At 34.9% G+C, this 26,795-nt stretch carries 27 protein-coding genes; 3 read left to right on the top strand and 24 right to left on the bottom strand.

Going from position 1 to position 26,795, the window contains the following annotated elements:
* Positions 1-466 precede the first annotated feature (466 nt).
* The 4 genes from CCY98_RS03870 to hisF form a co-directional block, all read right to left on the bottom strand.
* Positions 467-724, bottom strand: a complete 258-nt coding sequence (locus CCY98_RS03870) for a hypothetical protein (RefSeq protein WP_112057276.1) — start codon at positions 722-724, stop codon at positions 467-469.
* A 427-nt stretch (positions 725-1,151) separates the two neighbouring features.
* Positions 1,152-2,894 (bottom strand): DUF262 domain-containing protein, encoded by a 1,743-nt coding sequence (locus CCY98_RS03865; RefSeq protein WP_112057275.1) that lies wholly within the window; start codon positions 2,892-2,894, stop codon positions 1,152-1,154.
* Between the two features lie 95 nt (positions 2,895-2,989).
* Positions 2,990-3,427, bottom strand: coding sequence for a YqaA family protein (locus tag CCY98_RS03860; protein ID WP_112057274.1), 438 nt, complete (start codon positions 3,425-3,427; stop codon positions 2,990-2,992).
* 10 nt (positions 3,428-3,437) lie between these two features.
* Positions 3,438-4,214 (bottom strand): imidazole glycerol phosphate synthase subunit HisF, encoded by a 777-nt coding sequence (hisF, locus tag CCY98_RS03855; RefSeq protein WP_112057273.1) that lies wholly within the window; start codon positions 4,212-4,214, stop codon positions 3,438-3,440.
* 103 nt (positions 4,215-4,317) lie between these two features.
* Between hisF and trpS the strand changes: the two genes are divergently transcribed.
* Entirely contained in the window at positions 4,318-5,325 is a 1,008-nt protein-coding gene (gene trpS, locus CCY98_RS03850; RefSeq protein ID WP_112057272.1) for a tryptophan--tRNA ligase, read from the top strand.
* Positions 5,326-5,332: 7 nt separating this feature from the next.
* On the opposite strand, the gene CCY98_RS03845 is transcribed toward trpS, so the two are convergent.
* Positions 5,333-6,274, bottom strand: coding sequence for a D-2-hydroxyacid dehydrogenase (locus CCY98_RS03845; RefSeq protein ID WP_112057271.1), 942 nt, complete (start codon positions 6,272-6,274; stop codon positions 5,333-5,335).
* A 59-nt stretch (positions 6,275-6,333) separates the two neighbouring features.
* On the opposite strand from CCY98_RS03845, the gene argB reads away from it, so the two are divergent.
* Positions 6,334-7,185 carry an acetylglutamate kinase gene (gene argB / locus CCY98_RS03840; protein ID WP_112057270.1) on the top strand — a complete coding sequence of 284 codons (852 nt, stop codon included), beginning with the start codon at positions 6,334-6,336 and terminating at the stop codon, positions 7,183-7,185.
* 37 nt (positions 7,186-7,222) lie between these two features.
* On the opposite strand, the gene CCY98_RS03835 is transcribed toward argB, so the two are convergent.
* The 11 genes from CCY98_RS03835 to nikA are packed head-to-tail and all read right to left on the bottom strand — an operon-like array spanning position 7,223 to position 16,416.
* Complete coding sequence (locus CCY98_RS03835) at positions 7,223-7,732, bottom strand: YhcH/YjgK/YiaL family protein (RefSeq protein WP_112057269.1); 510 nt, start codon at positions 7,730-7,732, stop codon at positions 7,223-7,225.
* Between the two features lie 12 nt (positions 7,733-7,744).
* Positions 7,745-8,212 carry a phosphohistidine phosphatase SixA gene (sixA, locus tag CCY98_RS03830; RefSeq protein ID WP_112057268.1) on the bottom strand — a complete coding sequence of 156 codons (468 nt, stop codon included), beginning with the start codon at positions 8,210-8,212 and terminating at the stop codon, positions 7,745-7,747.
* Between the two features lie 10 nt (positions 8,213-8,222).
* On the bottom strand, positions 8,223-8,912 hold the full coding sequence (locus CCY98_RS03825) for a 5'-methylthioadenosine/adenosylhomocysteine nucleosidase (protein ID WP_112057267.1): 690 nt from the start codon (positions 8,910-8,912) through the stop codon (positions 8,223-8,225).
* 3 nt (positions 8,913-8,915) lie between these two features.
* Entirely contained in the window at positions 8,916-9,836 is a 921-nt protein-coding gene (gene fabD / locus CCY98_RS03820) for an ACP S-malonyltransferase (RefSeq protein WP_112057266.1), read from the bottom strand.
* Between the two features lie 9 nt (positions 9,837-9,845).
* Positions 9,846-11,411 (bottom strand): arginine--tRNA ligase, encoded by a 1,566-nt coding sequence (argS, locus tag CCY98_RS03815; protein ID WP_112057265.1) that lies wholly within the window; start codon positions 11,409-11,411, stop codon positions 9,846-9,848.
* Between the two features lie 3 nt (positions 11,412-11,414).
* Positions 11,415-11,663 (bottom strand): twin-arginine translocase TatA/TatE family subunit, encoded by a 249-nt coding sequence (locus CCY98_RS03810; protein ID WP_112057264.1) that lies wholly within the window; start codon positions 11,661-11,663, stop codon positions 11,415-11,417.
* A gap of 36 nt (positions 11,664-11,699) precedes the next feature.
* Positions 11,700-12,497, bottom strand: coding sequence for an ATP-binding cassette domain-containing protein (locus CCY98_RS03805; protein WP_112057263.1), 798 nt, complete (start codon positions 12,495-12,497; stop codon positions 11,700-11,702).
* Complete coding sequence (locus tag CCY98_RS03800; protein WP_112057262.1) at positions 12,481-13,212, bottom strand: ATP-binding cassette domain-containing protein; 732 nt, start codon at positions 13,210-13,212, stop codon at positions 12,481-12,483. The genes CCY98_RS03805 and CCY98_RS03800 overlap by 17 nt, the downstream gene beginning before the upstream one ends.
* Complete coding sequence (gene nikC, locus CCY98_RS03795) at positions 13,209-14,009, bottom strand: nickel ABC transporter permease subunit NikC (protein ID WP_112057261.1); 801 nt, start codon at positions 14,007-14,009, stop codon at positions 13,209-13,211. Before nikC ends, CCY98_RS03800 begins: the two co-directional genes overlap by 4 nt.
* Positions 14,009-14,941: an ABC transporter permease subunit gene (locus CCY98_RS03790; RefSeq protein ID WP_112057260.1), complete on the bottom strand. Its 933-nt coding sequence runs from the start codon at positions 14,939-14,941 to the stop codon at positions 14,009-14,011. The genes nikC and CCY98_RS03790 overlap by 1 nt, the downstream gene beginning before the upstream one ends.
* Complete coding sequence (gene nikA / locus CCY98_RS03785; RefSeq protein WP_258438509.1) at positions 14,941-16,416, bottom strand: nickel ABC transporter substrate-binding protein; 1,476 nt, start codon at positions 16,414-16,416, stop codon at positions 14,941-14,943. The genes CCY98_RS03790 and nikA overlap by 1 nt, the downstream gene beginning before the upstream one ends.
* A 218-nt stretch (positions 16,417-16,634) precedes the next feature.
* Here nikA and CCY98_RS03780 point away from each other — a divergent pair, with 218 nt between their 5' ends.
* Positions 16,635-17,072, top strand: a complete 438-nt coding sequence (locus tag CCY98_RS03780; protein ID WP_112057258.1) for a globin domain-containing protein — start codon at positions 16,635-16,637, stop codon at positions 17,070-17,072.
* 92 nt (positions 17,073-17,164) lie between these two features.
* Here CCY98_RS03780 and ilvC read toward each other — a convergent pair whose 3' ends face one another.
* The 8 genes from ilvC to CCY98_RS03740 all read right to left on the bottom strand — a co-directional run bounded on the left by ilvC (position 17,165) and on the right by CCY98_RS03740 (position 26,322).
* Positions 17,165-18,190 carry a ketol-acid reductoisomerase gene (ilvC, locus tag CCY98_RS03775; RefSeq protein WP_112057257.1) on the bottom strand — a complete coding sequence of 342 codons (1,026 nt, stop codon included), beginning with the start codon at positions 18,188-18,190 and terminating at the stop codon, positions 17,165-17,167.
* Positions 18,191-18,285: 95 nt separating this feature from the next.
* Positions 18,286-18,537 carry a helix-hairpin-helix domain-containing protein gene (locus CCY98_RS03770; RefSeq protein WP_112057256.1) on the bottom strand — a complete coding sequence of 84 codons (252 nt, stop codon included), beginning with the start codon at positions 18,535-18,537 and terminating at the stop codon, positions 18,286-18,288.
* Between the two features lie 113 nt (positions 18,538-18,650).
* Entirely contained in the window at positions 18,651-20,168 is a 1,518-nt protein-coding gene (locus CCY98_RS03765; RefSeq protein WP_112057255.1) for a YifB family Mg chelatase-like AAA ATPase, read from the bottom strand.
* Positions 20,169-20,170: 2 nt separating this feature from the next.
* Positions 20,171-20,677, bottom strand: a complete 507-nt coding sequence (gene def / locus CCY98_RS03760; protein ID WP_112057254.1) for a peptide deformylase — start codon at positions 20,675-20,677, stop codon at positions 20,171-20,173.
* A complete protein-coding gene (locus CCY98_RS03755) occupies positions 20,677-21,765 on the bottom strand; it encodes a diguanylate cyclase (protein ID WP_112057253.1) in 1,089 nt (362 codons plus the stop codon). The genes def and CCY98_RS03755 overlap by 1 nt, the downstream gene beginning before the upstream one ends.
* A gap of 8 nt (positions 21,766-21,773) precedes the next feature.
* On the bottom strand, positions 21,774-22,364 hold the full coding sequence (gene clpP, locus CCY98_RS03750; RefSeq protein WP_112057252.1) for an ATP-dependent Clp endopeptidase proteolytic subunit ClpP: 591 nt from the start codon (positions 22,362-22,364) through the stop codon (positions 21,774-21,776).
* Positions 22,361-23,665 (bottom strand): trigger factor, encoded by a 1,305-nt coding sequence (gene tig / locus CCY98_RS03745; protein ID WP_112057251.1) that lies wholly within the window; start codon positions 23,663-23,665, stop codon positions 22,361-22,363. The genes clpP and tig overlap by 4 nt, the downstream gene beginning before the upstream one ends.
* A 92-nt stretch (positions 23,666-23,757) precedes the next feature.
* Complete coding sequence (locus tag CCY98_RS03740) at positions 23,758-26,322, bottom strand: DNA translocase FtsK (protein ID WP_181566541.1); 2,565 nt, start codon at positions 26,320-26,322, stop codon at positions 23,758-23,760.
* Positions 26,323-26,795 lie beyond the last annotated feature (473 nt).

Raw genomic sequence — 26,795 nt, 5'->3', positions numbered from 1 at the left:
CCATTAAGATTGCACTATTAATATTTGATATTACTCTTACTGCCTTATGTTAATATTAATATTTTTCGTTGAAATATTTAATTAATGATTGTTTGGTAATGGGTGAATTATAAGGAATTACATATATAATCTTATTTAGTAAGCTTTCTATTTGATTCTTGTGAATATCATTGAGGACATTATAACAAGCTATAGAAGTTCTTTGTAAGTATATCTGCTTAAGATTTTGCTTTGAACTTCTTTTGGCTTGTAAGTTTGACATTGTATTTTTTGTCTTTTAACTGCAATCCAAAATTATTATAATTTTTTTGCTCTTTATCTTATTTCTAAAATATTTCTAGCTTCTGCGATAACTTCATCTTTGTTTTTTAAATCATAAATCTCTTTGAATCTTTGCATATCATCTGGTAAAGGTGCTTGCCACCATCCTTTTCTATCATTGTCATTATTGGTATCAAAGTAATCTCTATAATTTTTTTAAAGTATTCTTTTTCGCTCCTAGCTTCTCTGCGGCTATATCAAAAGACTTAGTTTGATTGTATTGAGGAAATAAAGAAGTGTGCTCGAATCTGCTAAAACAATAAGCAATTAAATACATATTAGATTTTCTAGCCTCATCGATTCTATCGTGAGTTCTTACCGATGAATTTACTTTTTCATAAATAGGCTTTTGGCTTGTGGATAATTGTGAAAATTTTTCAATAGCGGTTTCAGACTTTAGCATAATTTGTAGAAATATTTCCTTGTAATTTTCATCCCTTAAAATAAGATTTCTCCAAGCCCTGTTGAGCTAAATGTTTGATTTCATTTAATAGATTGTTCATGTTTGTCTCCTTTTTTATGTTATTTTAAAATTTATTTTAAAAAATGTTAAGAAACAAATAGGCAAAAATTTACATTTTGTAAAATGTTTTTTATTTTGTTATAAATAATTAAAATAATCATTTTTTGTATTTTTGAAATATTTTGGATAGAACTTACTTATGGGAATTAAAAAAATACAAAAGAGCTATCATTTGGATTTAAAAAGAGTTTTGTAAGTAATTATAATAGAGTGATAAATAAGATTTTAAGAATAAAAGGCAGAAGCGTAAAGCTAGATTTTGCCTTTTATTTTAACCAAATGCATTAATAAAGATTTTTGCATAAAGTTACAAAATTTTCATTAGTCTCTGAATAATTAATACTTTGCGTTCCTTAAAAAAGTTGTTGAAATTAGAAAGGGATAAATCCACATTAGGAATTAAATGTTTCTCTAAAAACTCCTTTCTATTTCCATTACATTTTTCATTTACCCATTGTTCTAAAGACTTGTTACTTTTAGATTCATTTTCATTTGCATCAAGCATTTGTAAATTTGGTAAAGAATCATAAATGACAAAAGAAATACAATCATTTGTACCTTTGTAAAGCTTTTCATATTCTTTGTATGCGGATTCTGGATGTAAATGGTCTTTATGAAAATTATTATTTTTATAATCTAAATTTGGGTAGAGTAAAGATAACACAGCAAATGCTTCAGGACTATTTTTGCGACATTCTATGATATTGTTTTCTAAATACTCCTCATCTATGAGTTGTGTGTATCTTGCTTCTTTTTCAATTTCTTCTAATGGAAATAATTCTATTTCTCTATCGAAAAAACTACCATTTTGCTTAAAATTTTTAACAAAAGCTTTACGCGTATTTGATAATACCGCATCACCACTTCCACCAAAAGGCTTTAAAATAATGGCTCTAAGCAACCATTTTTTTATTAATGCTCGATTTTCACTACATTTGACAGAATCTACGATGCTATTTGTTAAATCCTTGTGGTAAATAAAATATAAAATTGGCAAAACAGCATTGTTTGATGAAAGCGTTCTCCACTCAAATCCAAAACTTCTAAGCAATCTAAATGTTTCGATAAAAGTATTTTTTATACCCTCCCATTTAGCTTCTATAGATTCTATAAAGTCTTTATCAAAACTATTGATTTGAAATTTAATATTGTTATGGAATAAATATAAAAATCCTTTAAGTATTAAATCTTTAGAAATGTCAAAATTTTCATTAATTTTATCTACAAGATTACTGATTTCTGTTCTTGCATCAATTTTGTTCCAATTTGCAATAGCAATACTAAATAAAATATCAGAATAATCAAGTGGTTCACCATTTGCATTGATTCTAATAAAAATATTAACTGCTTTATCTGGATTTTGCTCTTCTTCTAAATAGAAATTAATTAAATTCTTATCAAATATCTTTTGGTGTAATAAATCTAATCTATCTTCTTCATTTTCGTTTAAATTAAATTCTCTTGCTATTTTTCTTACTCTTCCTGAATCATATTGATATAAATACTGACACTTAAACCATTTTTGCTGATATTTATCAATATAAATATTTTGCTCTTTTGTTTCTAGTTTATCAAGCCATAAAAATTCATATTCAACATTTTCATTTTCTGGTTTTTTACTTTGAGTAAGATTAAAATAAAAATGACAAATTTTAAAATATCTATCATCATCTTCCCATTTATTATATGATCTATGAATATCATAATTTCCAAAAAGAGCAAGATAAAGAGAAGTTAATCTTTGCTGTCCATCTAAAATTGCATAAAAATCTTTATGACTTGAGGTGTTAAAATAATCATTATGCGTATGATAGCGCTCACGATAATATTCTAAAAATCTATAAAATTTCCAAGCTGTTTTGCTTTCATCTTTTACTTTCCAAAAAAGCATAGAACTTATAGGATAACCTCGCATTAGTGAATCAAATAGTTCTTCTATCTGCCAAGGCTCCCAAACATACTCTCTTTGAAATGCTGGAAGCAAATATTCATTATTTTTTATTCTTTGCATTGCTTCATTAATTGTTATTGGTGATTGAAATCCTGCCATAAATTTTCCTTTCTACTTTTTCTTAATTATATTATAGTGTTTTTTTAAGGAATCATTGAAAAATATAGAGAAATAGCAATAAAGCTTGTTGTGTGTTATGAAAAAACTTTGGTTAGGTAGATTAACAGATAATATCGTAAGCCTTTGCCAAGAAAAATAAAAAAGGTGGCTTTTAAAAAAGGGTAGCGAGTAGCCCCTAAAACAAATGCAAAAATATCTCCCAAAAAGGGCAAAAAACTAAAAAATGCCCCCACAAAACCATATTTGCCAACAAAAACGAGATATTTTTCAAAATTTTTTGGTTTTGTAAAGTGTTTTGCTAAAATAAAATTTTCTCCCCAATAGCCGATGGCATAAGTGCTAAGCGAACCTAAAGTATTGCCAATGGTAGCAACACTCCACACAAGAAACAAAGGATAATCTAAAGTCGCAAAAAAGCTAACAAAAACTTCAGACCCCAAAGGATAAAGGCTACTTGAAATGAAGCAAATGCAAAAAAGCCCAAATAAGCCAAGTGATTCTAAGGTTTGCATTGCTTTGGTGCTAGATTCTTACAGGAATGCCTTTGGATTTAAGGAAGTGCTTTAAGTCTGCGATTTGGATTTCTTGATAATGAAAAATTGAAGCAGCTAGTGCCGCATCAGCTCCATTCAAAAAGGCTTCTAAAATATGTTCCTTGCTTCCTGCGCCACCACTTGCAATAAGTGGAATATGGACTAATTTTGAGATTTTTTGGAGTTGAGCTAAATCATAGCCATTTTTGGTGCCATCACAATCCATGCTCGTAAGCAAAATCTCTCCTGCACCCCTGTTATAAGCTTCTAGCGCCCATTCTTCTAAGTCGATTCCAGTGTTTTTTCTGCCGCCGTGCGTATAGACCTCCCAGCCTTTTCCTGTGGCTTTTTTCTTGGCATCTATGGCAACGATAATACATTGTGAGCCAAAGCGTTTTGCGCTTTGTGTGATGAAGTTGGGATTTGCAATGGCAGAAGAGTTTAGGCTAACCTTATCGCACCCTGCATTAAGTAGCTTGTAAATATCTTCTAAACTAGAGATTCCGCCTCCCACAGCTAGAGGGATAAAGATTTCTTTAGCAACTCGCTTTACCATTTCTATGGTGGTGTTGCGCCCTTCGTGAGTGGCAGTAATGTCTAAAAAGGTGATTTCATCTGCTCCTTCATCGTTATAGCGTTTTGCTACTTCTATGGGATCTCCGGCATCTTGCAAACCAACGAAATTAACGCCTTTAACTACGCGCCCATCTTTAATGTCAAGGCAGGGAATGATTCGCTTTGTGAGTGTTGGTTTGGCTAAGTTCAATCGTGCTCCTTTTGTGAGATTCTTTGGGTAAAATTTTAACAAAAAAGTTTAAGTTTTGTTATAATTCACACTTTAAATTACACTTTTTGAAGGATTGATTGCTATGCAAACCAAAGTAACCACAAAGAAACCGCGCGTTTTTTCTGGGATTCAGCCAACAGGAAATATTCATTTGGGGAATTATTTGGGTGCAGTGAAAAATTGGGTGGATCGCCAAGAAGAATATGAAAATATTTTTTGTGTGGTTAATTCACACGCCATCACGATTCCACAGAATCCAAAGACTTTGCGCGAAAAAACTTTTGAGCTTTGTGCGATGCTACTTGCTTGTGGTATTGATCCACAGAAATCTACACTTTTTATTCAATCAGAGATTCAAGAACACACCTCTTTGGCGTGGCTTTTGACTTGTATTACGCCTATGGGTGATTTAAGTCGTATGACGCAGTTTAAGGACAAAAGCCAAAAGAATCCAAAAAGTATTTTTGCAGGGCTTTTTAATTATCCTAATTTGATGAGTGCAGATATTTTGCTTTATAAAAGTGAGTTTGTGCCTGTGGGCGAGGATCAAAAGCAGCACATTGAATTAGCGCGTGATACAGCAATGCGGTTTAATCGTGATTATGGTGAGATTTTTGTTGTTCCACAGCCTTTGATTCAAAAAGAGGGTGCAAGAATTATGGGGCTAGATGATCCGACAAAAAAGATGAGTAAAAGTTCAGGAGATAAGCCAAACCACTTAATCGCGCTTTTAGATAGTCCTGATGAGATTGTAAGAAAATTCAAAAAAGCAACGACTGATTCAGAGGGTGTTATTGCTTTTGATGAGAGTCGTGCGGGAGTTTATAATCTTTTGAATATTTATCAATGTTTTAGCAAAGAATCAAGAGAAGAAATTGAAAGGTTTTTTGCGGGAAAAGGTTATGGGGAATTAAAAATGAAAGTGGCAGAGGTCGTAATTGAGGGATTGCGCCCTATTAGAGAATCTTATGAAAGGCTTTTTGGTGATTTTGCCTATTTGCAAGGGATTTTGCAAAAAGGATCACAGACAGCTAGAGAAATCGCACAAAAAACCTATCAAGAAGCCAAAGAAAAAATGGGACTTATCTAAAGGCAGATTAAGCCTTTAGAAAGTTTTGAATATTGTCTATTACACCTTTTATAAGGATTTCTTTGCTTGTTTCATAGCCCCAAGCATTGTGCGGAGTGAGAATAAATTGATCGGCGATTTTAGGGTTTAAAAATGGATGATTTTCTACCATAGGTTCTTGGCTAAAAACATCAAATCCAGCATAAATTTTACGCTTTTGCATTTCTTCTGCCAATTCAAGTTCATTGACGATTCCACCCCTACCTACATTAATAAGGATTCCACCCTCTTTAATAAGGGATAAATTGTTTTTGTTTAATAGATTCTGCGTGGAGGGATTTAGCGGTGCGTGAATGGAGATAACATCACTCTCTTTAAGAAGAGATTCTAAGGCAATACAAGGGTAATTTGGGTTTTGATTCTTGCCACTTGTGGAATAATAGCTTATTTTAGCGCCAAATGCACCAGCTAGTCTTGCTACTTCTAAGCCGATAGTCCCAAGCCCAATGATTCCCCATTTTTTATTATCTAGTAATTCTAGTGGTGTGGATAAGTTTGTAAAAATTGGGCTTTTAGCATAGGTGCCACTTTTGCAATAAGAATCATAAAAAGGTAGTTTTGCACTCAAAGCCAATGCCATCATTAAAGTGTGCTGGGCAACGCTTTTTGTGGAATAACCTGTGACATTTTTTACTTCGATTCCTAAATCTTTAGCGGTTTGCAAATCAACATTATTGGTCCCTGTAGCAGTGATACAAACTAGTTTTAAAGTATCTTTTAGGGCAGTTAAGATTTCTTTGTTTAAAACTACTTTATTTGTTAAGACAATGTTAGCCCCTTTGCAACGATTAAGAGTTTCATTGGGGCTTGTAGTAGGGTATTCTGTGTAATTTCCAATGCTTTGTAAGCTTTCTCTTAGGTTGTTTTCGCCAAGACTTAAAGCATCTAAAAAAACAATATTATTTTGCATTTTGAAATCCTTTTTTGAGTTATAATTTCATAAATATTTTACTAGAAAAAAGGAAAATAATGCATAATTATTCTAAAATTGTTTCTATTTTACTTGATTCGCTTCCCTATATCAAAATTTTTCGTGGTTCAAAAATTGTGATTAAATATGGGGGTGCTGCACAAATTAATCCTGAGTTAAAAGAGCAATTTGCTATGGATATTGTGTTGCTTTATATGCTTGGCATTAAGCCTATTATTGTGCATGGTGGGGGAAAAAGGATTAATGAATTATTAGGGGCATTAAAGATAGAGAGTGAATTTGTCAATGGCGTGAGAGTAACAAGCGCAGAAGCACTAAAAGTGGTGGAAATGGTGTTAAGTGGAGAGATAAATAAAGAAATTACTTCATTTTTAAATCATCACGGAGTGAGTGCTTTGGGTATGAGTGGGAAAGACGCTTCATTGTTTTTGGCTAAGCCAAAAGAAAATGGGAAATATGGCTACACTGGAGAGATTATTGCAACTAAAGGCGAAGTGATTGATAATCTCTTAGCACAAAACTTAATTCCAGTGATTGCTCCTATTGCTTATGGAGGGGAATCTGGGCACCCTGGGTTTAATATCAATGCTGATAGCGCAGCAAGTGCGATTGCCATTGCTACCAAAGCCAAAAAGGCTATTTTCTTGACAGATACCCAAGGGGTTTTAGATGCAAATAAAAATATCATCGAAAGCTTGAATCTGCAAGAAACAAAGCAACTAATTAATGAAGGTGTGATTAGTGGAGGAATGATACCTAAGGTGGAGGCTTGTTTAGAATGCATCACAAATGGTGTCGAAAAAGCTCATATTATCGATGGAAGAATCCCGCATTCATTGCTTCTAGAGCTCTTTACTAGCGCAGGTATTGGCAGTGAGTTTGTCAGATAATATAAAATGAAAGAATAGCAGATTTGAATCTAATCTGCTAGAAATTTAATTTAATAAGTTCTTTGGGGATTTTAACAACAACTTTTTGGACAAGTTCGCTTGTATTAACAGAAATTCCACCCGCATGAACATCGATGCTTTCAAAAACAGCCAGATTCCCCCTAAAGAGCAAAATACTTGAAGTATAGGGGCTTTTATGATATTCAATGAGATCTTTTGTGGAATCTAGAGGTGTTTTAATTTCGCAAAGGCTATGTGGAGAGACAAAGAAGATTTCTTTTCCATTAATTAGCATTTGGAAATCAACCATTGCTTGGTGGCTTTCATAAAAGGCTTCTTGTGGAGTTTTGGTGAGATAAGCTTGTTCTATGGCTTTGGCTCCCCCATCAAAATATACTTCAAAGGTTTCACCTGCTTTGAGATTGGAGATTCTTGCAAAGACTTCGCTTTCTTCATCAATCGCTTCCCAAAGATAGCCAAAAACTTTTGTCAAAACTTCATTTTTTTTGAATTTGCTAATGATATCTGGGAGATAGCCTACAAACATTCATCTACCTCCCTAAAAATTTCTCAATCCCACCAAAGCCCAATCTTCATTGCCCTCGTGCTCTAGCTCTACAACGCCACCTTTATGGATTTTGATATTCAAATTGCCCTTAGAGCAGATACTTTTGACAAATTCGCTAATAGCAGGTTCGTGCCCAACAACTACAAGAGTTTGCCAATCCTCTTCAATCTCATTTTGATGCTTAGTGTAGCCTTCAATGCCAACTTCTGGGTTTAGATGTGGGCTTAGAAAAAAAGTGCTATTTTTTTGGAGTTTGGCAATATATTTTGCAGTATCACAAGCACGTAAAGCTAAAGAAGAAATAACTGCATCTACTTCAGGATAGCGCTTGTAAAGATATTTGGCTATTTTTTTGGCTTGTTTTTTGCCTTTTTGTGTAAGTGGGCGCTTTAAATCATCTTCCCCTTTCCATTGTTCCCTATCCTCTGCTTTTGCATGACGCACTAAAATAAGACGCATAATTCCCTCCTTAGTTAATTTTTTCAATCATTTTTATGACAAGTGATGCACTTTGTTTGGCGGAATGTTCTAAAAATTCCTCATAGCTAATAAGTGCTTCATCGCCAGCATTATCAGAAATAGCGCGAATCACACAAAGGGGTGTGTTGAGATTATCGCAAACCACAGCTACACTTGCTCCTTCCATTTCAATTGCATCAGCGTTAAATTCATTTTTTATCCACTCTTTTTTCTCTTTGTTGCTAATGAATTGATCGCCAGTTGCAATGGTTCCTTGATGAATGGTAATGTTTAAATCTTTGGCAACTTCTTTAGCAAGCTCATTGAGTGTTTCATCGGTTTGTGTGAAAATTTTGCTATCAGAAAAATACCCAAAAGGATGCCCAAAGATTGTAATATCTACATCGTGTTGGCAGAGTTTTTCACCAATGACTAAATCGCCAATTTTGTAGCTTGGATTGATTCCGCCTGCTACGCCATTAAAGATTATTTTATCACAACCAAAATACAGAATCATTGTGGCTGCGCTCAAGCTAGAATGCACTTTGCCAATGCGACTGCACGCGATAATGAGCGTTTTATTGCTAAGGGAGACTTTATAGAAAGTATTGCCTCCAAAAGCTATGGTTTCATAAGTTTTGTAATGCTCTAAAAGAGGAGAGATTTCCTCTTGCATAGCTCCTAAAATGCCAATTGTCATTTATTAATCCTTTTGTAAGAAATTTTGGATTTCATCATAAGTTTGCAAAGAAAGTGTTTCTTTTTGCGTTAGGCGTTTGTTTAAGCCTTTAAGAACATTTCCTCCACACTCGATAAAGAGATTTACTGCAGAATCATTTTCTCTAATGGATTGCTTATAAAGCACGGGCGAAATTAATTGCTTAGAAAGCAGATCTAAAGCTTGATTTTTCGTGTTATAAGGACGCGCAGTAACATTAGAGACAATCGAGAATGCAAATGATTCTTGCAAAGTCTTCTCTAAAAGCATTTCAAATTCTTTGCACATATTTTCCAAAATAGGGCAATGGCTAGCAACAGACATTGGTAACATTAAGGCTCTTTTAGCGCCAAGCCCTTTTAGTTCTACTTCAAGCTCTAACAAGTCTTCTTTGCTACCTGCTAAAACCATTTGCCCATCACCATTGTAATTAGCACACCAGACTTTTAAGCCTACATTGCGTTTTTTATCACAAAGCTCTTCAAGCGTAGAATCTTCCAAGCCTAGCACTACCATCATTCCTGCTTGTTGCTTTTTGCAAGATTCTTCCATAAGGTTTCCGCGTTGGCTTACCAGCTTTATAGCCTCTTCAAAGCTTAGGGCACCACTTGCACAAAGTGCACTAAATTCGCCTAAAGAATGTCCTAATGCTAGGTTGATTTCTCCATTTATTTTGGGTTTAATAAGATGAAAAACGCTATAGCTTACAAGCAAAATAGCAGGTTGTGTGTAGCGCGTAAGATTAAGTTTATCGTTTTCTTCAAAGCAAAGTTTTTGCATATCCTCTTTTAAAAGGTCGCTTGCTTTTTCAAAAAGCTCCCTTACTTCTTGACTATTTTCAAAAAGGCTTTTTCCCATTCCGATGCTTTGACAACCTTGTCCAGGGAAGATAACAGCTTTATTCATTGTTTTCCTTTACATACTTTTTTTGGCTTTAACTCCAAGTAAATCTAATCCAGCATTAAGCGATTGTGCAACAACGCTTAAGACACTTAGAATTGTCTGTTCATTGGGAGTATTAAGAATTTTTTCTTCATTGTAGAATCGATGAAACTCACTTGAGAGAGTGCGTAAATACTCTACGACTTTTTGGGGATTTCTTTGGATAAAAGAATCTTCAAGTGTTTTTGAGAGATTGAGTGCCAAAACAAGCAAATCTCGCAAAGATTCACTAAGATTGCTAAAGTTTTTTTGTAATGTTTCTAAGGTGTGATTGGATTTTGCAAAAAGTGTGTGAATCCTAGCGTGTGCGTAATTAATATAATAAACAGGATTGGATGAATCTTGCTTTTTTAGATCTTCAATATCAAATTCCAAATGCGTATCGGCTCTTTTACTTAAAAAAATCAAACGCAGTGCATCTGAACCAACATCTTCTATAATGTCTTTCATTAAGATAAAATTACCCGCTCTTTTGCTCATTTTATAAGATTCTCCACCCTTTAGTAAAGCGACCATTTGGGAGAGTAAAATTTCTAGTTGATTGCTATTGTAGCCCAAAAATTCAACTGCAGCTTTTACTCGTTGAATATATCCGTGATGGTCGGCGCCCCAAATATTGATATATCTATCAAATTTGCGTTCAAACTTGTTTTTATGATAGATAATATCTCCTGCTAGATAAGTTGGCTCACCATTTTCGCGCACAACAACGCGATCCTTTTCATCGCCAAACTCTGTGGATTTGATCCAAATTTTACCTTCTTGCTCATAGATGCCATGGTGTGATTCTAGGGATTTTAGTGTGTCATTCCATTGCTTATAAAGCTCTTTTTCACTAACAAAATTATCAAACACAATTCCTGCTTCTGCAAGATTGCTTTTGATCTCTTCTAGCATTTTGTCTTTGCCAAAAAGGCTTAATTTTTCAATAAATTCTTCACTTTTAAAACATTCTACCCCAAAGCATTCTTTTGCCTCTTTAGCTAAATCCAAAATATATTCGCCTTTATAGCAACCCTCTGGTAATTCATAAGAATCACCCAAAAATAAGTGTTTTCCTGCAAAATAAATGGATTTTCCTAGGTTTTCAATCTGTGAGCCTGCATCATTAATGTAATATTCTGTTGTAATAGAGTAACCCAAATGCCGCCCAATTTTGCATAAGCTATCGCCTAGAATCGCTCCCCTTGCGTGTCCAATATGCAAAGGTCCTGTGGGATTGGCACTTACATATTCTAAGAGGATTTTTTCTCCATTTTTTTGTTTTGGTTTTAAGAAATCTTGTGTGCATTGCTCCAAAAATAAATCACTTAAGAAAAAATTAACATAGCCACCAACAACATTGAGGCTAGAGATTTCTGGTAGCAATTCAAGCTTTTTTGCAAAATCTTGGGCAATATCTTGGGGGGATTTCTTAAGGCTTTTTGCCAAACTAAAAGTCGGCAGGGCAAAATGCCCAAACTTCTTATCGCGAGGTTGCTCTAAAACACTTGTAATTCCAAGCGTCTCATCGACAATTTTTTTAATTTTATAATACATTTGTTAAACTTTTGTAGTTTCGTTTTGGTTTGTGGAAGCGGTTGTTTCTTTTATGTTAGAATCATTTTGAATTTTGTCTGGTTTGGCTTCTGTAGTCTTGATGTCTGCATTTTCTTCATCTTCTTTGATTGCTTTTTTGAAGTTCTTGATACCTGAACCCAAACCCTTTGCTAAATCTGGAATCTTCTTAGCTCCAAATAACACAATAATAATTAACAAAATGATTAATAATTGCTGAACACTTGGTCCCATTTTAGTCCTTTGCCTTAGAAAATAGAGCTCATTATATCATAATTCCACTTGCAAAAAGGTATTTTGAAAACTTGCTTCTAAAAACTCTCTAAAAACACCCGTTTTATCACGCAAAATTGCATCTTGAATGCCTTCTTGCTTAGAGGCTTGGAATATAATTTTTCCTTTTTTAAGCAAAATAATTTCTTGACATAACTGCAAAATAACCCTTAAATCATGGGAGATAACAATCAAAGTTAGAGCGAAATCTTGTTGAATTTTTTTGAGATTCTCTATCATTTGCATTTGTAAATGCGCATCAAGATTAGAAAAAGCTTCATCTAAAATGAGAATTTTAGGTTTTAGGGCTATGGCGCGTGCAATAGCGATTCTTTGTTGCTCACCACCGCTAAAATAGAGACTTTTTTTATCAAGATCAAGGGGATTTATTTCTACAAACTTTGCTAATTCCTCGCTTTGTTGTTTTTTGTTTGTAATGCGATGATAATTTTTTAATCCCTCTAAAATACATTCTCTTGCACCCCATCTGGGATTAAGAGAGCTTTGAGGATCTTGAAAGATACCTTGTATATTTTGGCGAATCTCTTGATCTGAACCTTCAAAATATTTTTTGCCCAAAATCTTAACTTCTCCGCTCTTAGCCTTTTCTAATCCTAGCAAGATTCTCACCAAGCTTGATTTTCCAGCACCATTTTCGCCTAATATGCCTAGATTCTTTCCTTGTGTTAGCGAGAAGTTAATATTTTCTAAAATCACCTCTTGTTTTGATTGAGAAAAAAAATTCCCTTTTTTGTAGCTTTGAGTTAGGTTTTTGACTTCAAGTAATTTTTCCACGAAAATCCCCCCAAGGTGTGTTTAGAAGTTTTTGATTCTCTCTTAACAACTCTTGTGTTTTTTGGTGCTTTGGGTTGGTTAAAATTTGATTCTTATGCCCTTGTTCAATAATTGTTCCTTGATGAAGCACGATGATTGTTTCTGCCATTTTGGCTGCTAATGAAAGGTCATGAGTGATAAAAAGCAGTCCAAAACCCATTTTTTTTTGCAAAGAAAGCAAGAGAGTAGAGATTTTCAGTGTGCCTAAGCAGTCTAAATTGCTTGTCATTTCATCTGCGATAATAAAGCTAGGTTGAATGCAAATACTAAGTGCAATCATTAATCGCTGAAGTGTTCCGCCACTTAGTTCAAAAGGATAAGAATCTAAAATATCTTGAGTTAATCCCACCTCCTTTAGCCCCCAAGAATCTTCTTTTAAAGCGCTTAGATGGTGAGCTTTGAGTGTTTCTAAAAAATGTTGCCTTAAAGTAAAAATTGAATCAAAGCAACTTGCAGGATTTTGCAAGATTACTCCAAATTTTTCATCACTTTGGAGAGTGCCAGAGCTTGTAAAGTCTTGGGGTAAAAGTCCTAAAATAGCCCTTGCTAGAAGACTTTTTCCGCTTCCACTCTCGCCTAAGAGAGCGACTCTTTGGTTATTTTTGAGATTTAGATTTAGGTGGTGCAATATTTGTTTTTTGTTAGAAAAAAGGTTAAAATCTTGAAGTCTTATCATTGTTTTTCCATTTGGAGCGAATATTTATCTCTTAAGGCTTCCCCTAAAGTGTTAAAAATAGCCACAGAAATAAAAATGCAAAGCCCTGGATAAAGCATTAAAATAGGATGTTCCATAATATAAGGCGCAGAATCTTGAATCATCACTCCCCATTCAGGCATAGGTGCTTGCACACCAAGTCCCAAAAAAGAAAGTCCTGAAATATGTAAAAGCATATGCCCAAAATCAAGTGTAATAAGAATAATCATTTGTAAAAATACCACAGGCAAAATGTGTTTTATGATAATCATAAAATCATTACCTCCAAGCATTTTGGCAGCTTGAATATGGTTTTGGGTTTTTGCTTCAAGCGTGATACTTCTTATCATTCTAGCATACCAAGCCCAATGCGTAAGCACAATGGCTAAAATAACATTGGTGATTCCAACCCCAAAAATGGCAATGAAAAAAAGCGCTAAAATAAAAGTAGGAAAAGTCAAAAATACATCGCAAATCCGCATTAAAACGCTATCAATAAAACCACCCTTATATCCAGCAATAATACCAATAATAAAAGAACTCAAAGCAATTAGTAAAGAAATCACAAAAACACTAAAAAGGGAGATTCTAGCTCCATAGCCCAAACGGCTTAAAATATCTCTACCTAAATGATCTGTGCCTAGCCAATGTTGCGCAGAAGGAGATAGGAATTTCTGCTCTAAATCTCCAAGAGTAGGGTCATAAGGAAAAATCCAAGGCGCAAAGAGAGCAACAAAAATCCAACACAAAGCAAGAAAAAGAGCAATTTTTAAGCGCATTAGGCATTCTCATAGCGGATTTTTGGATTAAGATAGGCAAGGAGAATATCTACTAAGAGATTTAAAAATACAAAAATAACCACCATAACAATCATAAAGGCTTGAATCACTGGGTAATCATGGCTGTAAATTGCACTCACTGCATATCGTCCAAAGCCAGGTAAGCCAAAGAGAATCTCCACAACCACTGCTCCACCTAAAATCTCTCCAAAATGCATACCAAAGGAAGTAATAATGGGGAGTAGGGAATTTTTTAAGATGTGTTTTTGAATGGTTTGTTTAGGTAGATTTCTCGCATAAGCATATAACACGCTTCTTTGGCTTTGGTGCTCTAGATAGCTTACACGCACTAAGCGCATATTAATGGCAATAGACATTAGGCTTAGGGTGATGACAGGGAGAATATAACTTTTGAGTGAAAAATCATCATAGGGAGAGAGAATCCCTAGCTTTAAAGTAAAGAGATAGATTAGCAAAAATCCAAACCAAAAGCTTGGTATTGATACGCCAAAAAAAGCAAAAATACTCAAGCTTTTATCTGCCCAACTTCCTTTTTTGACTGCACCAAGCATACCTAAGAAAACCCCAAAAAATATTACAACAAGCATAGAAAGCAAAGCTAAATTTAGAGTAGTGGGGAGATAATATAGAATATCTTCTAGCACGGGGCGTTTAGTAACATAGGAGATTCCAAAATCTAAGTTTAAGAGATTTTTTAGCCAAAGAAAATATTGCTCAAAAAAAGGTAGATTCAAACCAAGCTCGATTCGAGTGGCTTCTAGGGCTTCTTTGGTGGGTGGAATCTGGGATTGTGTAAGGTAGGCAAAAGCAGGATCAATAGGACTTAGGCGTAAGATTCCAAAGACGATAAAAGAAACGGCTAATAAAATAGGAATTAAAAGTAAGATTCTTTTGCAAAGAAATAGAAGCATTAAAATTCCATATTTTCAAATAGAAATTCTGTTTCCATAGCACCCATTTGATAAGACTTGATGCGCTCTTTGTTGTAAATTCCAAGCACCACTCCATAGCTAAAAGGAAGATAAATCGCGCTTTGGTGTAAGAGATTAAATAATTTTGTGTAGTTTGTTTGGAGAATCTTGGGATTAGTTTGGTTAAGGATAGTATTAATAAGTGCTTCTATTTCTTTGCGCGAATTTAAGTCTTTTTGTGCAGCAAAATCAGCGTGAGATGGGGCTAACATTGAAGCAATAAAAGAATGTGGGTCATAAGGATTCCCCCAAGTTTCATTAAAGATCAAGTCAAAATCACCATTTTTTTGTCTTTGGAAAAAGTAAATTGGCTCTGTGGCATTGAGCTTGATTTTGATTCCAATTTTGTTTAAATCATTTTGAATAGCTTCGGCAATTGTTTTTTGAACGGGATTGTTTGCGATATAGATAAGATTAAGAGCTTCTTGCCTGTAGGTGCTTTTTAGGAGGTGGTCTTGAGCGCTTTTTGGGTTAAAAGTGGGAGTTTGTGGCTGTGTGCTACAAAATTCCAATTGAGGGTTAAAAAGATTATAGGCTGGTTTGTCAATTTGAAGGAGAATCTTTTCTAAAATCACTTGGCGATTAATGGATTCTAATATAGCTTGACGCAAATTAATATCGTGAGTGGGGCGCTGATTATTAGCATTAATAACAAGGTGAAAAGTGCCTTGAGGGTTAGAAGTGATGGTTTGGTATTTGGGGTTTTTGCTAAGGCGTAAGAAATTTTCACGCGAAAGTGAATCTTTGCCCACTAAAATATCCAATGCACCACTTTCAAAGGCTAAGATTCTAGAGTTTGGGTCGGGTAGGATTTTCATTGTGAGTTTTGAAATTTCAGGTTTCTTGCCTTGAAAATGAGGGTTTGGAGCAAAAATATCATAAGATCCTAATTTACTTTCTTTTAACACCCAAGCACCACTTCCAATGGGAGCTTTTATGCCATTTTTGGTTGAATTATTGATCATTGCACTTGGTGCGATAAATCTAAAGGGGCGTGGGAGACTAAGCTCGTTTAGAGTGGCAGTATAGGGAGTTGTGAGTTTGAGTTCAAAAGTTTTGGAATCAAGTGCTTTAGCATAGGCAATTTTTTGTGTGATTCCAAGCCACAAATGTCGTGTTTTATTCTCTAAAATGGCTTTGAAATTCATCTCTATTGCATAGGCATCAAGCGGACTACCATCAGAAAATACAAGATCATCTTTGAGAAAAAAAGTGTAAGTTTTGCCATCTTTAGAGACTTCCCAGGATTTAGCAACTTCGCCTATAAACTTTTCACCATCAAAACGCACTAAAGATTGATAAAGCATAATTTGGGCATACATTTGATTGGGTGAATAGAGATGCGGATTGAGATTCCCAGCATTTACCGCCCAAGCACTTGTAATTTCGCGCCCAAAAAGTGGAGAAAGCAACAAAAAAGGGAAAAATTTTAGAAAATAAAAAAAGAAATTTTTGATATTTCGCTCCTAGGTAACCGATATTATTGCTTGAAATTATACAACAAAAACCTTAATGGTTTGATTTTTTTATCTTTTTTGATTATTTGAGATTTGCTAAAATTAACATAAATCAATTTTTTTATTTTGATTTTTTCTTACAATGCTGATTTTAATTTACTATAAAAGGTTAAATAATGTTAGATTTACACACTAAAGAGATTGTAAAAAGCACGATTCCAGCGCTCAAACAATATGGAGAGGACATTACAAAAGTTTTTTATCGTGAGCTTTTTGGTCGTTATCCACAAGTGCAAGGAATGTTTGATATGGAAAAACAAAAAAATGGAAAACAACCCAAGGCTTTGGCAATGGCGATTTTAAATGCGGCTAGTAATATTGATGATCTAGAAAAGATTCGTCGTTCTGTAGAAGCTATTGGAAAAACTCATGTGAGTTTAAATGTTTTGCCCGAACATTATCCGCTTGTGGGGGAGTGTTTGCTAGTGGCTATCAAAGAGGTGTTAGGTGAAGTTGCTAATGATGAGGTAATTGAGGCTTGGGGAAAAGCTTATGGCGAAATTGCAGATTTTTATATCCATATAGAAGAAGAAATGTATAAAGCACAAAAATAAAGCCACAGGTGGAATTTGTATAAAAAGTTAGAAAGTTTGCTTCTTTGAAATATAAAACTCCCAATTAGAAATTTTGGGAGTTTTGCTTAAAATTAGTTTTTATTTTGATCGACAAGCTTGTTTGCACCAATCCAAGGCATCATAGCGCGAAGTTTTTCACCCACTTGCTCGATTTTATGGTTGGCTAGATTTTTGCGTTCTGCATTCATTCTCGCATAACCTGCTTTACGCTCTAAAATAAAGTCTTTTGCAAAGCGTCCTTCTTGAATGTCGCTCAAAATCTCTTTCATTGCTTTTTTAGATTCAGCATTAATCACTCTAGGACCGCTTACCATATCGCCGTATTCTGCGGTATTTGAGATAGAATATCGCATATTTGCCAAGCCACCTTCATAGATTAAATCCACGATTAGCTTAAGCTCATGCAAACACTCAAAATACGCCATTTCTTCAGGGTATCCAGCCTCTACAAGTGTTTCAAATCCTGCTTTAATAAGACTACTTACACCACCGCAAAGCACGGCTTGCTCACCAAAAAGATCGGTTTCAGTTTCATCTTTAAAAGTCGTTTCAATAATCCCACTTCTACCACCGCCAATCGCACTCGCATAGCTTAGTGCAATCGCTTTTGCATCGCCTTTGCTTGTGTCTTGTTCTACCGCGATGAGATCAGGGATTCCGCCACCTTTTACAAATTCACTTCGCACTGTGTGTCCAGGTGCTTTTGGTGCTACCATAATCACGCCTACGCCTTTTGGTGCTTTGATTTGTCCAAAATGGATATTAAATCCGTGTCCAAAGGCAATGATTTTATCTTCACTTAAATTTGCTTTTATGTCGCGTTCAAACACATCGGCTTGTAATTCATCAGGGATTAGAATCATCACTACATCAGCCCATTTTGTAGCTTCACTTACTTCAAGGACTTTGAAGTTTTTTGCTTCTGCTTTTGCCCAGCTTTTACCACCTTTATAAAGCCCAATAACAACTTCTACTCCAGAATCTCGTAAGTTTTCTGCGTGTGCGTGTCCTTGAGACCCAAAACCGATAATTGCCACCTTTTTCTTTTGGATTAACCCTAAATCACAATCTTTGTCGTAATACACTTGCAATGCCATTGCTAACCTCGTTAAAAATAAATTAAGAATTTAAAATTATATTCTTTGCAAACTTAGTAGAAACTTTGATAAATCTTAATTGAGATTCTTTTGGCTTATTGTTCTTTAGCTGTCTCTACTACAAGTTCCTTGCGAATTTTTTGAATCGTTTTTGCTCCAAATCCTTTGACATTTTCTAGATCATCAATAGAATAAAAAGGCGTTTTTTCACGATAATCAATAATAGCTTGTGCTTTTGCTTCACCGATTCCTTTGATGCTCATAAGTTCCTCTTTGCTTGCTTTATTTAAATCAACAGCTCCAAATAAAAAAGATAGAGCCAAAAAGAGTGCAACAAGTAGTTTCATTTTTTCTCCTAAAATTTAAAATATACTTTAATCTTAACAGAAAAGTTAAATATATTTTTATTTTTTAAGAAAAAAATTATAGGTTTATTTAATATGTGAATTTTTGTAACAAATTAGGAAGTTTTGCGATAGCTTAAAGCCTCCAGTAAATGTTCTTTTGAAATTTTTTCGCTTAGAGCTAAATCAGCGATACTTCTTGCAGTTCTTAATATTTTATTTATCGCCCTATAAGAGAGAGAAAAGCGATCTTTAGCTAACTCTAAGATTTCTTGTTCTTGATTGCCTAAAGCACAAAAATCTTTTAGATTCTCCCCCTCTAATCTTGCATTGAAGCATTTTTGGTTGCGTGTTTTTTGAAATCTAAAGGCATTTAAAACTTGAGTATGCATTTCTTTTGAAGTTATGGTGTGCTTGGTGTGTGCGCTCTCTTGCATAGCTACAAATAAATCTAATCTATCCCAAAAAGGATCGGAAATCTTGTTTCTATAGGCGTTAATTTCTTTTTGGTTGCAGCGACATTCTTTTGAAACGCTCAACAAATTTCCACAAGGACAGGGATTCATTGCTCCAATAAACATAAAATCTGTGGGGCAGGTGATTTTTGCTTGGAGGCGTGAGATAGTAAAATGGTGATTTTCTAAAGGCTCTCGTAGTGATTCTAAGGTATTTTTTGGGAAGTGGGGCAATTCATCAAAAAACAAAACTCCAAGGTGTGCAAGACTAATTTCTCCATATTTGATATTCTGCCCAACGGCACTTCCAAGAATCGCTGCTTTTGTGGCGCTATTATGTGGATTTCTAAAGGGGCGCTGTGCAGAAAGTTTTAGAGTTGTGGAAGCAAGTTGCAGGATTTCAGAAAGTTTAAGAGGAGGTAGAATATAGGGGATTCTAGAGGCTATCATACTTTTTCCACTTCCAGCGCTACCTTCAAACAAAATATTATGGAATCCACAAGCGGCTATAAGTGCTGCTCTTTTGGCTCTTTCTTGCCCGATAATGTCTTTAAAATCTAACGGAAAATGGGTGTTTAAATAATATTTTTCATCATTGATTATTTCATAGTCAAAGGGCAGATTGGTTATTGTAGATTCTAAAGGTGGAGGGTATTTTAAAATTTCAATGGCTTCTTTAAGTGTTTCTACAAAATAAGCTTTTAAATTAGGCAGTGTGGAGTAAAAACCTTTTGCGCTTTTGGGAAGTATGAAAATACCATCTTGATTTTCTTGACGACTTAAAAGAGAAAAAAGTAGAGGATAAATAGAAGGAGTATCTTTAACTCTTCCATCAAGCCCTAATTCTCCAAAGGCAAAATATTTTTGAGGCTCTTTATTGTCAAATTCTAAATCGCAATGACCATAAAGTGCTATCAAAAGTGCAATAGGTAAATCATAAAAGCTACCTTGTTTGGGGAGATCTGATGGGGAGAGATTGACACTTATTTTTAAAGGAGGAAATTTGAAATCACTAAAAAGCAGGGAAGATTGAACTCTTTGGCGTGATTCTTGGATTGCATTACCTGCTAATCCGGTGATTTGAAAAGAGGGAAGCGCTTTTGTAAAGCTTACTTCTACCTCCACTTCTCTAGCTTCTAAACCTTCTTGAGCGGCGCAATAAAGAAGGTTTAGAGCCATTTTTATCCTTTCCTTTTATGTTTTAATTCTTTTTCAAATTTTTTGCGCTTAAGAATGGAGAGTTTGTCAATAAATAAAATGCCATTTAAATGATCAATCTCATGTTGCAAGGCAACTGCTAAGTAATCTTTGGCTTCTAATTCTTTTGGATTCCCATAGCGGTCTTGATAAGCTACTTTTAAAGAAGAAGCGCGTTTTACCTCTTCATAAAATTCAGGAACACTTAAACAACCCTCATTAAACAAAATTTCGCCATCTTTTTCCAAGATTTGCGGATTGATGATTTCTAATAAATCTTCTTTGTGTTGATTTCCCTCTTCATCGGGCAAACAAATAAGTAATGCGCGAATGGGTTTGGCAACTTGGATTGCAGAAATTCCAACTCCATTTTTTTGAAGCATAACTTCATACATTGCATCTAAAAGATCGTGCAATGATTTATCAAATACTTCAATGGGTTTGGAGATTTGTCGCAAAATAGGATTTGGGTAAGTGATGACTTCTAACATTATTTTTCTCCATGAACAACAAACGAAAGATTACTATTTGAGGCTTTCTTGAGAGCTTCAAGAGTATTTTTAAGAATTTCTCTTGCCTTTGATTGCTCATCAATTTCGCAAATTCCACTGCAAATACTTAAAGATAGCTCTTCATCGCCAAGATAAACATTGGTCTCCACAATTTTTTCAGAAAGATTATTAGCAAAACGCTTAGCGCTTTCTTTGTCTCTGTGATTGAGCAAAATACCAAATATGCCCTCTCCATAATAGGCAAGTATGTCGCTGCGGTTTGCGGTTTTTTGGAGTATTTTTGTGATAGTTTTATTGATTAAAACTGCATTTTTTTCTGAGGTAACCTTTTTTTCTAGATTTTTTGTGATTTTGAGTAAAAGAAGAGAGGATTTGTGTTTGTCTATGGCTGAGTCTTGACATTCCATCTGAATCTTATTTTCCAAAAAGCGTTGATTATAGATATTGTAGCGACTATCACAAATAATCTCTTGGGTAATATCTTCTATTACATTGGTGGTTTGATCATAAGCTGTTTTAATATCTTTTAGCTGCTTGGTTGAGATCTCGCCGATTTTCTTGAGTTCTCTTTCAAAAAGAGTGATAATATTTTGTAAAATATTAGCATTTTGGACAGAATCAATCTCTTTTTCGTGTTTTTTGAGAATATTTTGAAGCAGTTGAAAATTGCTAAAAAGTGCGCTAACAAGACGGAGTGTATTAATCATTCTACTTTGAGCTTTAAGCACTTTGTTTTCTAGCGATGCTTGCTTTTCAGAAGGGATTAATTCTGTTTGGAGAAATTGTATAGCGCTGTTTTTGAAATCTTGAGATTTGTTCTCCAAAAGCTTTTCAAAATAAATTTTGTAGTTATAAGGTGTTGGCGGAACGCCATTTGCCACCATAGTCTGGATAATATGCATTCCATAAGATTCTATTGAATCATCATTAGCGGGCTTGGATTCTTCTTGGCTTTGGATAGTGCTAGTTGAATCAAAAGAAGGAATGGAATCAAAGCTTGAAGTTCTCTCTTCGATTCCGCCAGTTTCAAAGTTGGGTAAATTTGCTCCCGCTAAATCTTCTCTCATTGCTAATCCTATTTTAAACTTTTTGTCAAAATATTATCAATTAGCCCATAATCTTTGGCTTCTTTGGCACTCATAAAAAAATCTCTATCCGTATCTTTAGCAATCTTTTCTAGGGATTGGCTAGTGTTGTTTGCTAGAATCTCATTTAAAGTCGCTTTTAAGCGTAAGATTTCCTTTGCTTGAATCTCAATATCTGTAGCTTGTCCTTGGGCTCCACCTAAAGGTTGGTGAATCATGATTCTTGAATTAGGCAAAGAATAGCGTTTCCCTTTTGTTCCACAACTAAGCAAAAATGCACCCATACTTGCTGCTTGTCCGATACAGATTGTGCAAACATCAGGCTTAATATAATTCATAGTGTCATAAATGCTAAGCCCACTTGTAACTACTCCACCTGGAGAGTTAATGTAGAAATAAATGTCTTTTTGTGGATCTTCTGCTTCCAAAAAAAGAAGTTGAGAGACAATAGAAGCCGCAACTCCATCATCAATTTGACCACTTAGCATAATGATTCGGTCTTTAAGAAGCCGTGAGTAAATATCATAGCTTCTCTCGCCGCGCCCAGTTTTTTCTATAACGATAGGGACATAATAGCTCATTGTGCATTCTTGTTGAGTAGATTAGTCAAGATTCTATCTTCTAGCATTGCCATTTTAATAGCAGGGATAAGATTATTATTTTTGTAGTATTCTAAGACCATTTTTGGATCTTGACGCATCGCCATTGCTTCATAATAAATTGTGTTAAGAATTTCATTTTCATGAATATCAATATTATCGCGTCTTGCAATTGCATCGATAATGAAAGTGGTTTTAACGCTTTTTTGCGCAGCGTCTCTTTGCTCTTCGCGTTTAGCTTTGAGTGCTTCAGTGTCTTTGGCTAATTTTTCTTGTTCTTCTTTTGCGAGTTTGGCAAACTCATTTCTTAAGAGTAAGTCCATCTCTTGTTCGACAATGAGATTAGGCAAATCAAAGTCAATGGCTTTGTGGATATTTTCAATTAATGCAGCTTTTAATTCGTTATTGTAAAGCGCTTGTTTTTTTTCTGCAGCAATTTGTTCCTTGATTTTTTCTTTAAGCAACGCAACATTAGCCTCTTTTTCTTCTGGTAAGAGTGTTTTGGCAAAGTTATCATCAATCTCTATTTTGCCTTTAGTTTGGATTTCATTGAGTTTAACTTTAAAAGTTGCTGGTTTTCCTGCTAGATTTGCGGCATGATAGTTTTCTGGGAATGTTACTTGAATATCTTTTTCTTCATCTTTTTTCATTCCAATGAGCTGATCTTCAAAACCTTCAATGAAAGATTTGCTACCGATTTTTAAGAGATAATTTTCTGCCTTGCCTCCTTCAAAAGGCTCTCCATCAATAAACCCTTCAAAGTTAATTTTTGCGTATTCGCCATCTTTGAGCTTTCTTCTAGCATCTTCTATGCCTACAAGCGGAGCCCTTGCATCAGCAATCTCTTCTAACCTTTTGTTAATTTCTTCTTCAGTAACTTCTGGAATCTTAACCTCTGGAATGCAACTTTCTACATTGTCTAATGGAATCTCTGGTGTTAGACTTAATTCAATTTCTACTTCAATTCCATTGTCTTTTTTATCAAATTTTGTGATTCTTGGATCACCTATGAGTGCATCGGCTTTAACATTAAGTTCTTTTAAAATTTCTTGCAATAAGTCTTGCACACATTCTCTTTGCGCATCTGTTTCTAGTTGTTTGCCATAGCGAGACTTGATAATAGCGACTGGAATTTTTCCTTTTCTAAAACCATCAATCTTGAGATTTTTACTAGCAACTTTAGTAACTTCATTAATTTTCTTATCTAGCTCACTAAGTGCGATAGTAGCTTGTGCATTCGCGTTTGCACTATTGATTTTATTGACCTTTAAACTCGGATTCATACTTTCTCTACTCCAAAAATAAAAATACTTAAAGTAAATAAGTTTATCAAAAATTTACTTAAAATTACATATTTTTTAGAGTAGATTAAAGATTATTCGCCAATGATTTCACGCACTCCTTTAGAGTTTGGCTGACTTAAAAAGCCCCTAGATATCATTTGTTCTACAATATTAGCTGCTTTGTTATAGCCAATTCCTAATCGCCTTTGAATGTAACTTATGGAAGTTTTATTATTAGCAAGCATGATTCTTTTTGCTTCCTCATAGAGTTCATCTGTCTCACCCTCATAATTAAGCCCCAAAGTTTCATCTTCATTGGGCATAAAGTTTTCATTGTATTGCACAGGTCGCTGTAATTTGATAAATTCTACGATTTTTTCGATTTCTTCTTCTGTGCTCCATGGCGCATGAAGTCTCACTATTCCTCCACCTGGGGGTGTGAAAAGCATATCACCACGCCCTAGGAGCGACTCAGCTCCAAAGCTATCTAAAATTACTTTAGAATCAATTTTTTGCCCCACCTTATAGCTAATGCGTGAGGGTAGATTGGCTTTGATAGTTCCTGTAACAACATCAACGCTTGGTCTTTGCGTGGCAACAATGAGGTGAATACCACTAGCGCGCGCCATTTGCGCTAAACGCGCGATAGAAAGTTCAGCTTCTTTTCCACCGCTCATCATCAAATCTGCTAACTCATCAATGACAATTACAATATAAGGAAATGGCTCAAAGCCTTCTATTTCAGCCTTTTTGTTATAACTTTCAATATTTTTGATTCGTGCTTCGCTCATTAGCGTGTAGCGTCTTTCCATTTCTTTAACTGCGTTATCAAGTGCAATGATTGCTTTTTTTGGTTGTGTGATAACTGGGGTTAATAAATGTGGAATATCATTGTAAATGCTAAATTCAAGCATTTTAGGATCAATCATAAGTAACCTTAGTGTATCGGGAGAATTTTTGTAAAGCAAAGAGAGAATCATCGCATTTATTCCCACACTTTTACCGCTTCCTGTTGTCCCTGCAATGAGTAGGTGAGGGAGCTTTTTAAGGTCGGTAACAAAAGGATTCCCTACAATGTCTTTGCCTAAAGCCAAAGTAAGCGGTGAAGTTGCATTTTGAAAAATATCATTTTCTAGAATTTCTCGTAAATAAATAGTTTGGATTTGACTATTTGGAATCTCAATGCCAACGACATCTTTTCCTGGCACAGGAGCTTGAATCCTGATAGTTTTAGCTCTCAAAGCCATCGCTAGATCATCTTGGAGAGTTTGGATTCTAGAGACTTTGACATTAGGGCTTGGTCTAAATTCAAAAGTTGTAACGATAGGTCCAGAATAAGTGCGGACAATATCACCTTCAATTTTGAACATACGAAGTTTGTTAAGTAAATCATTGATTTTTTTATCAATTTCATCTTCGTCAATCTCGATTCTCTCTTCTTGAGGAGTTTGTAGAAATTCAAGCTTAGGCAGAATAAAATCGGTTTGGATAGGCTTTGATTCTGTGCTTGTTTCAATCTCATTGAGAAGATTTTGATTTTCTTCAAGGATTTTAACTTGGGTGGTATTGGTTTGAGATTGTGGAGTTTGGGGAGCTACTTGGGTTATAGATTCTTGGGCGTTTGGAATGGATTGGTTTGGTTGGTTTTGGTTGGATTCTAGAGGAATCTTTGTTGGGGTTGGGGCGATTTCCTCTTTAAATTGTAGGGTTAAATCTCTTTTTTCTCTAATGGCATTTTGCAAAATCTCTAAAGTTTCTTGTTGGGATTGTGGAGTGATAGGTGTAGGCGTATTTTCTTGAGGTTTTTGTTGGGGCAATGTTTGTTGGGCAAAGTTTGGATTTGTCTCTTGTGGAGTTTGACTAAAAGTATTTCCATAGCCATAAACCGGGAAATTGATATTTTGCAAGAGTGATGCTTCTTGCAAATCTTGTGAAATTGAGGTGATTGGTGATTCTTGAAGAGGTGATTCTTCAAAGGTGGTTTGTTGGTTTGTGATTGTTAGATAATCTGAATTTAGCACTATATCTTTTTTTTCTTCAAGCTTTTCTTTGATTATCTCTTGTGTTTCTTGTGTTTCTTGTGTTTCTTGTGTTTCTTGTGTTTCTTGTTGAACAATCTCATCTTCCACAAAATTAGGTGATGATTCTTGTTGAACAGATAAGTAATCTTGAGCTTTTTGCAGCTCTTCTTGGATAGCCATTTGAATGGCACGCATATCCTCATCTTCTAGTTGTTGCTGGATTGATGCTGGTTTGTTTTGTGGGGTTGCTTCAGCTATTGGATCTTCATTGGTTATTGTGGTTTGATTTTGTGAAGTTTCTGTGTCATTGGGGACAAGGCAGTTACGCGTTGCATCGGCTGGATTTTTTTCATAATAAGCACTAAAGGGTGTGGCAGAATAGAGTTTTTTGGGATAGGCTTTGATAGGCTTAGGCGATTCTTTGAGTGATTCTTGGGGTAATTGATCTTCTTTGGGGTTTGGTGCTAGAGATTCTTGTGGTTCTTGCCGCTCTTTTAAGAAAGCAAATGGATTTATCTCTTGTGGTTCTAGATTTTCATCTTGAGTTTTTTTGATTAGCTTAATGGGATCATTATCTTCTTCTTCTTGAAAAAAAATATTTTTTTCAAAGTTCTTAAATCGCTCTAAACTCATTATGGATTCCATTTGGAATTGCTGCAAGTTGTGATTTTTTTGAGTTTTGGCTTCTTGAGTGGAAATGAGCCGAATCTGTGATTCTTGTGATTCTTCAGTGACGCTAGAACTTGGGGTATTTTGGGATTTGCCATCAATGTTTGGCATATTTTGTGGAAAAGTGAGAGATTCTTCTTGTTCTGCTAGATTTTGTGATTCCTCTGGCGATTCTTCCTTGGTCTGCAAGATAGGATTATCAAAATTTAGTTCTTGCTGTGGCGTTTGCGTTGCGCTAGGCGCACTAGGTGGATTTTTGCTAAGAGAAGCCAATTCCTCTAGTGTTAGGGAATGGGGATTTCTTTTGTTAGATATTTTGGTAGGTAGGGTAAAAAAGGCTTTTAGGCGTAGGAAAAAGCTTTCTTTTTTTGGCTGTTCTAGATCTTTTGGGGTTTTTTTAAGATCATCTTTAAGCCCTTGAATGAATCTAGAAAGCAATG

Source organism: Helicobacter sp. 11-8110 (assembly GCF_003288905.1).
In the GTDB taxonomy this organism is placed as follows: domain Bacteria; phylum Campylobacterota; class Campylobacteria; order Campylobacterales; family Helicobacteraceae; genus Helicobacter_D; species Helicobacter_D colisuis.
This window is presented reverse-complemented; position numbering and strand designations above follow the sequence as displayed.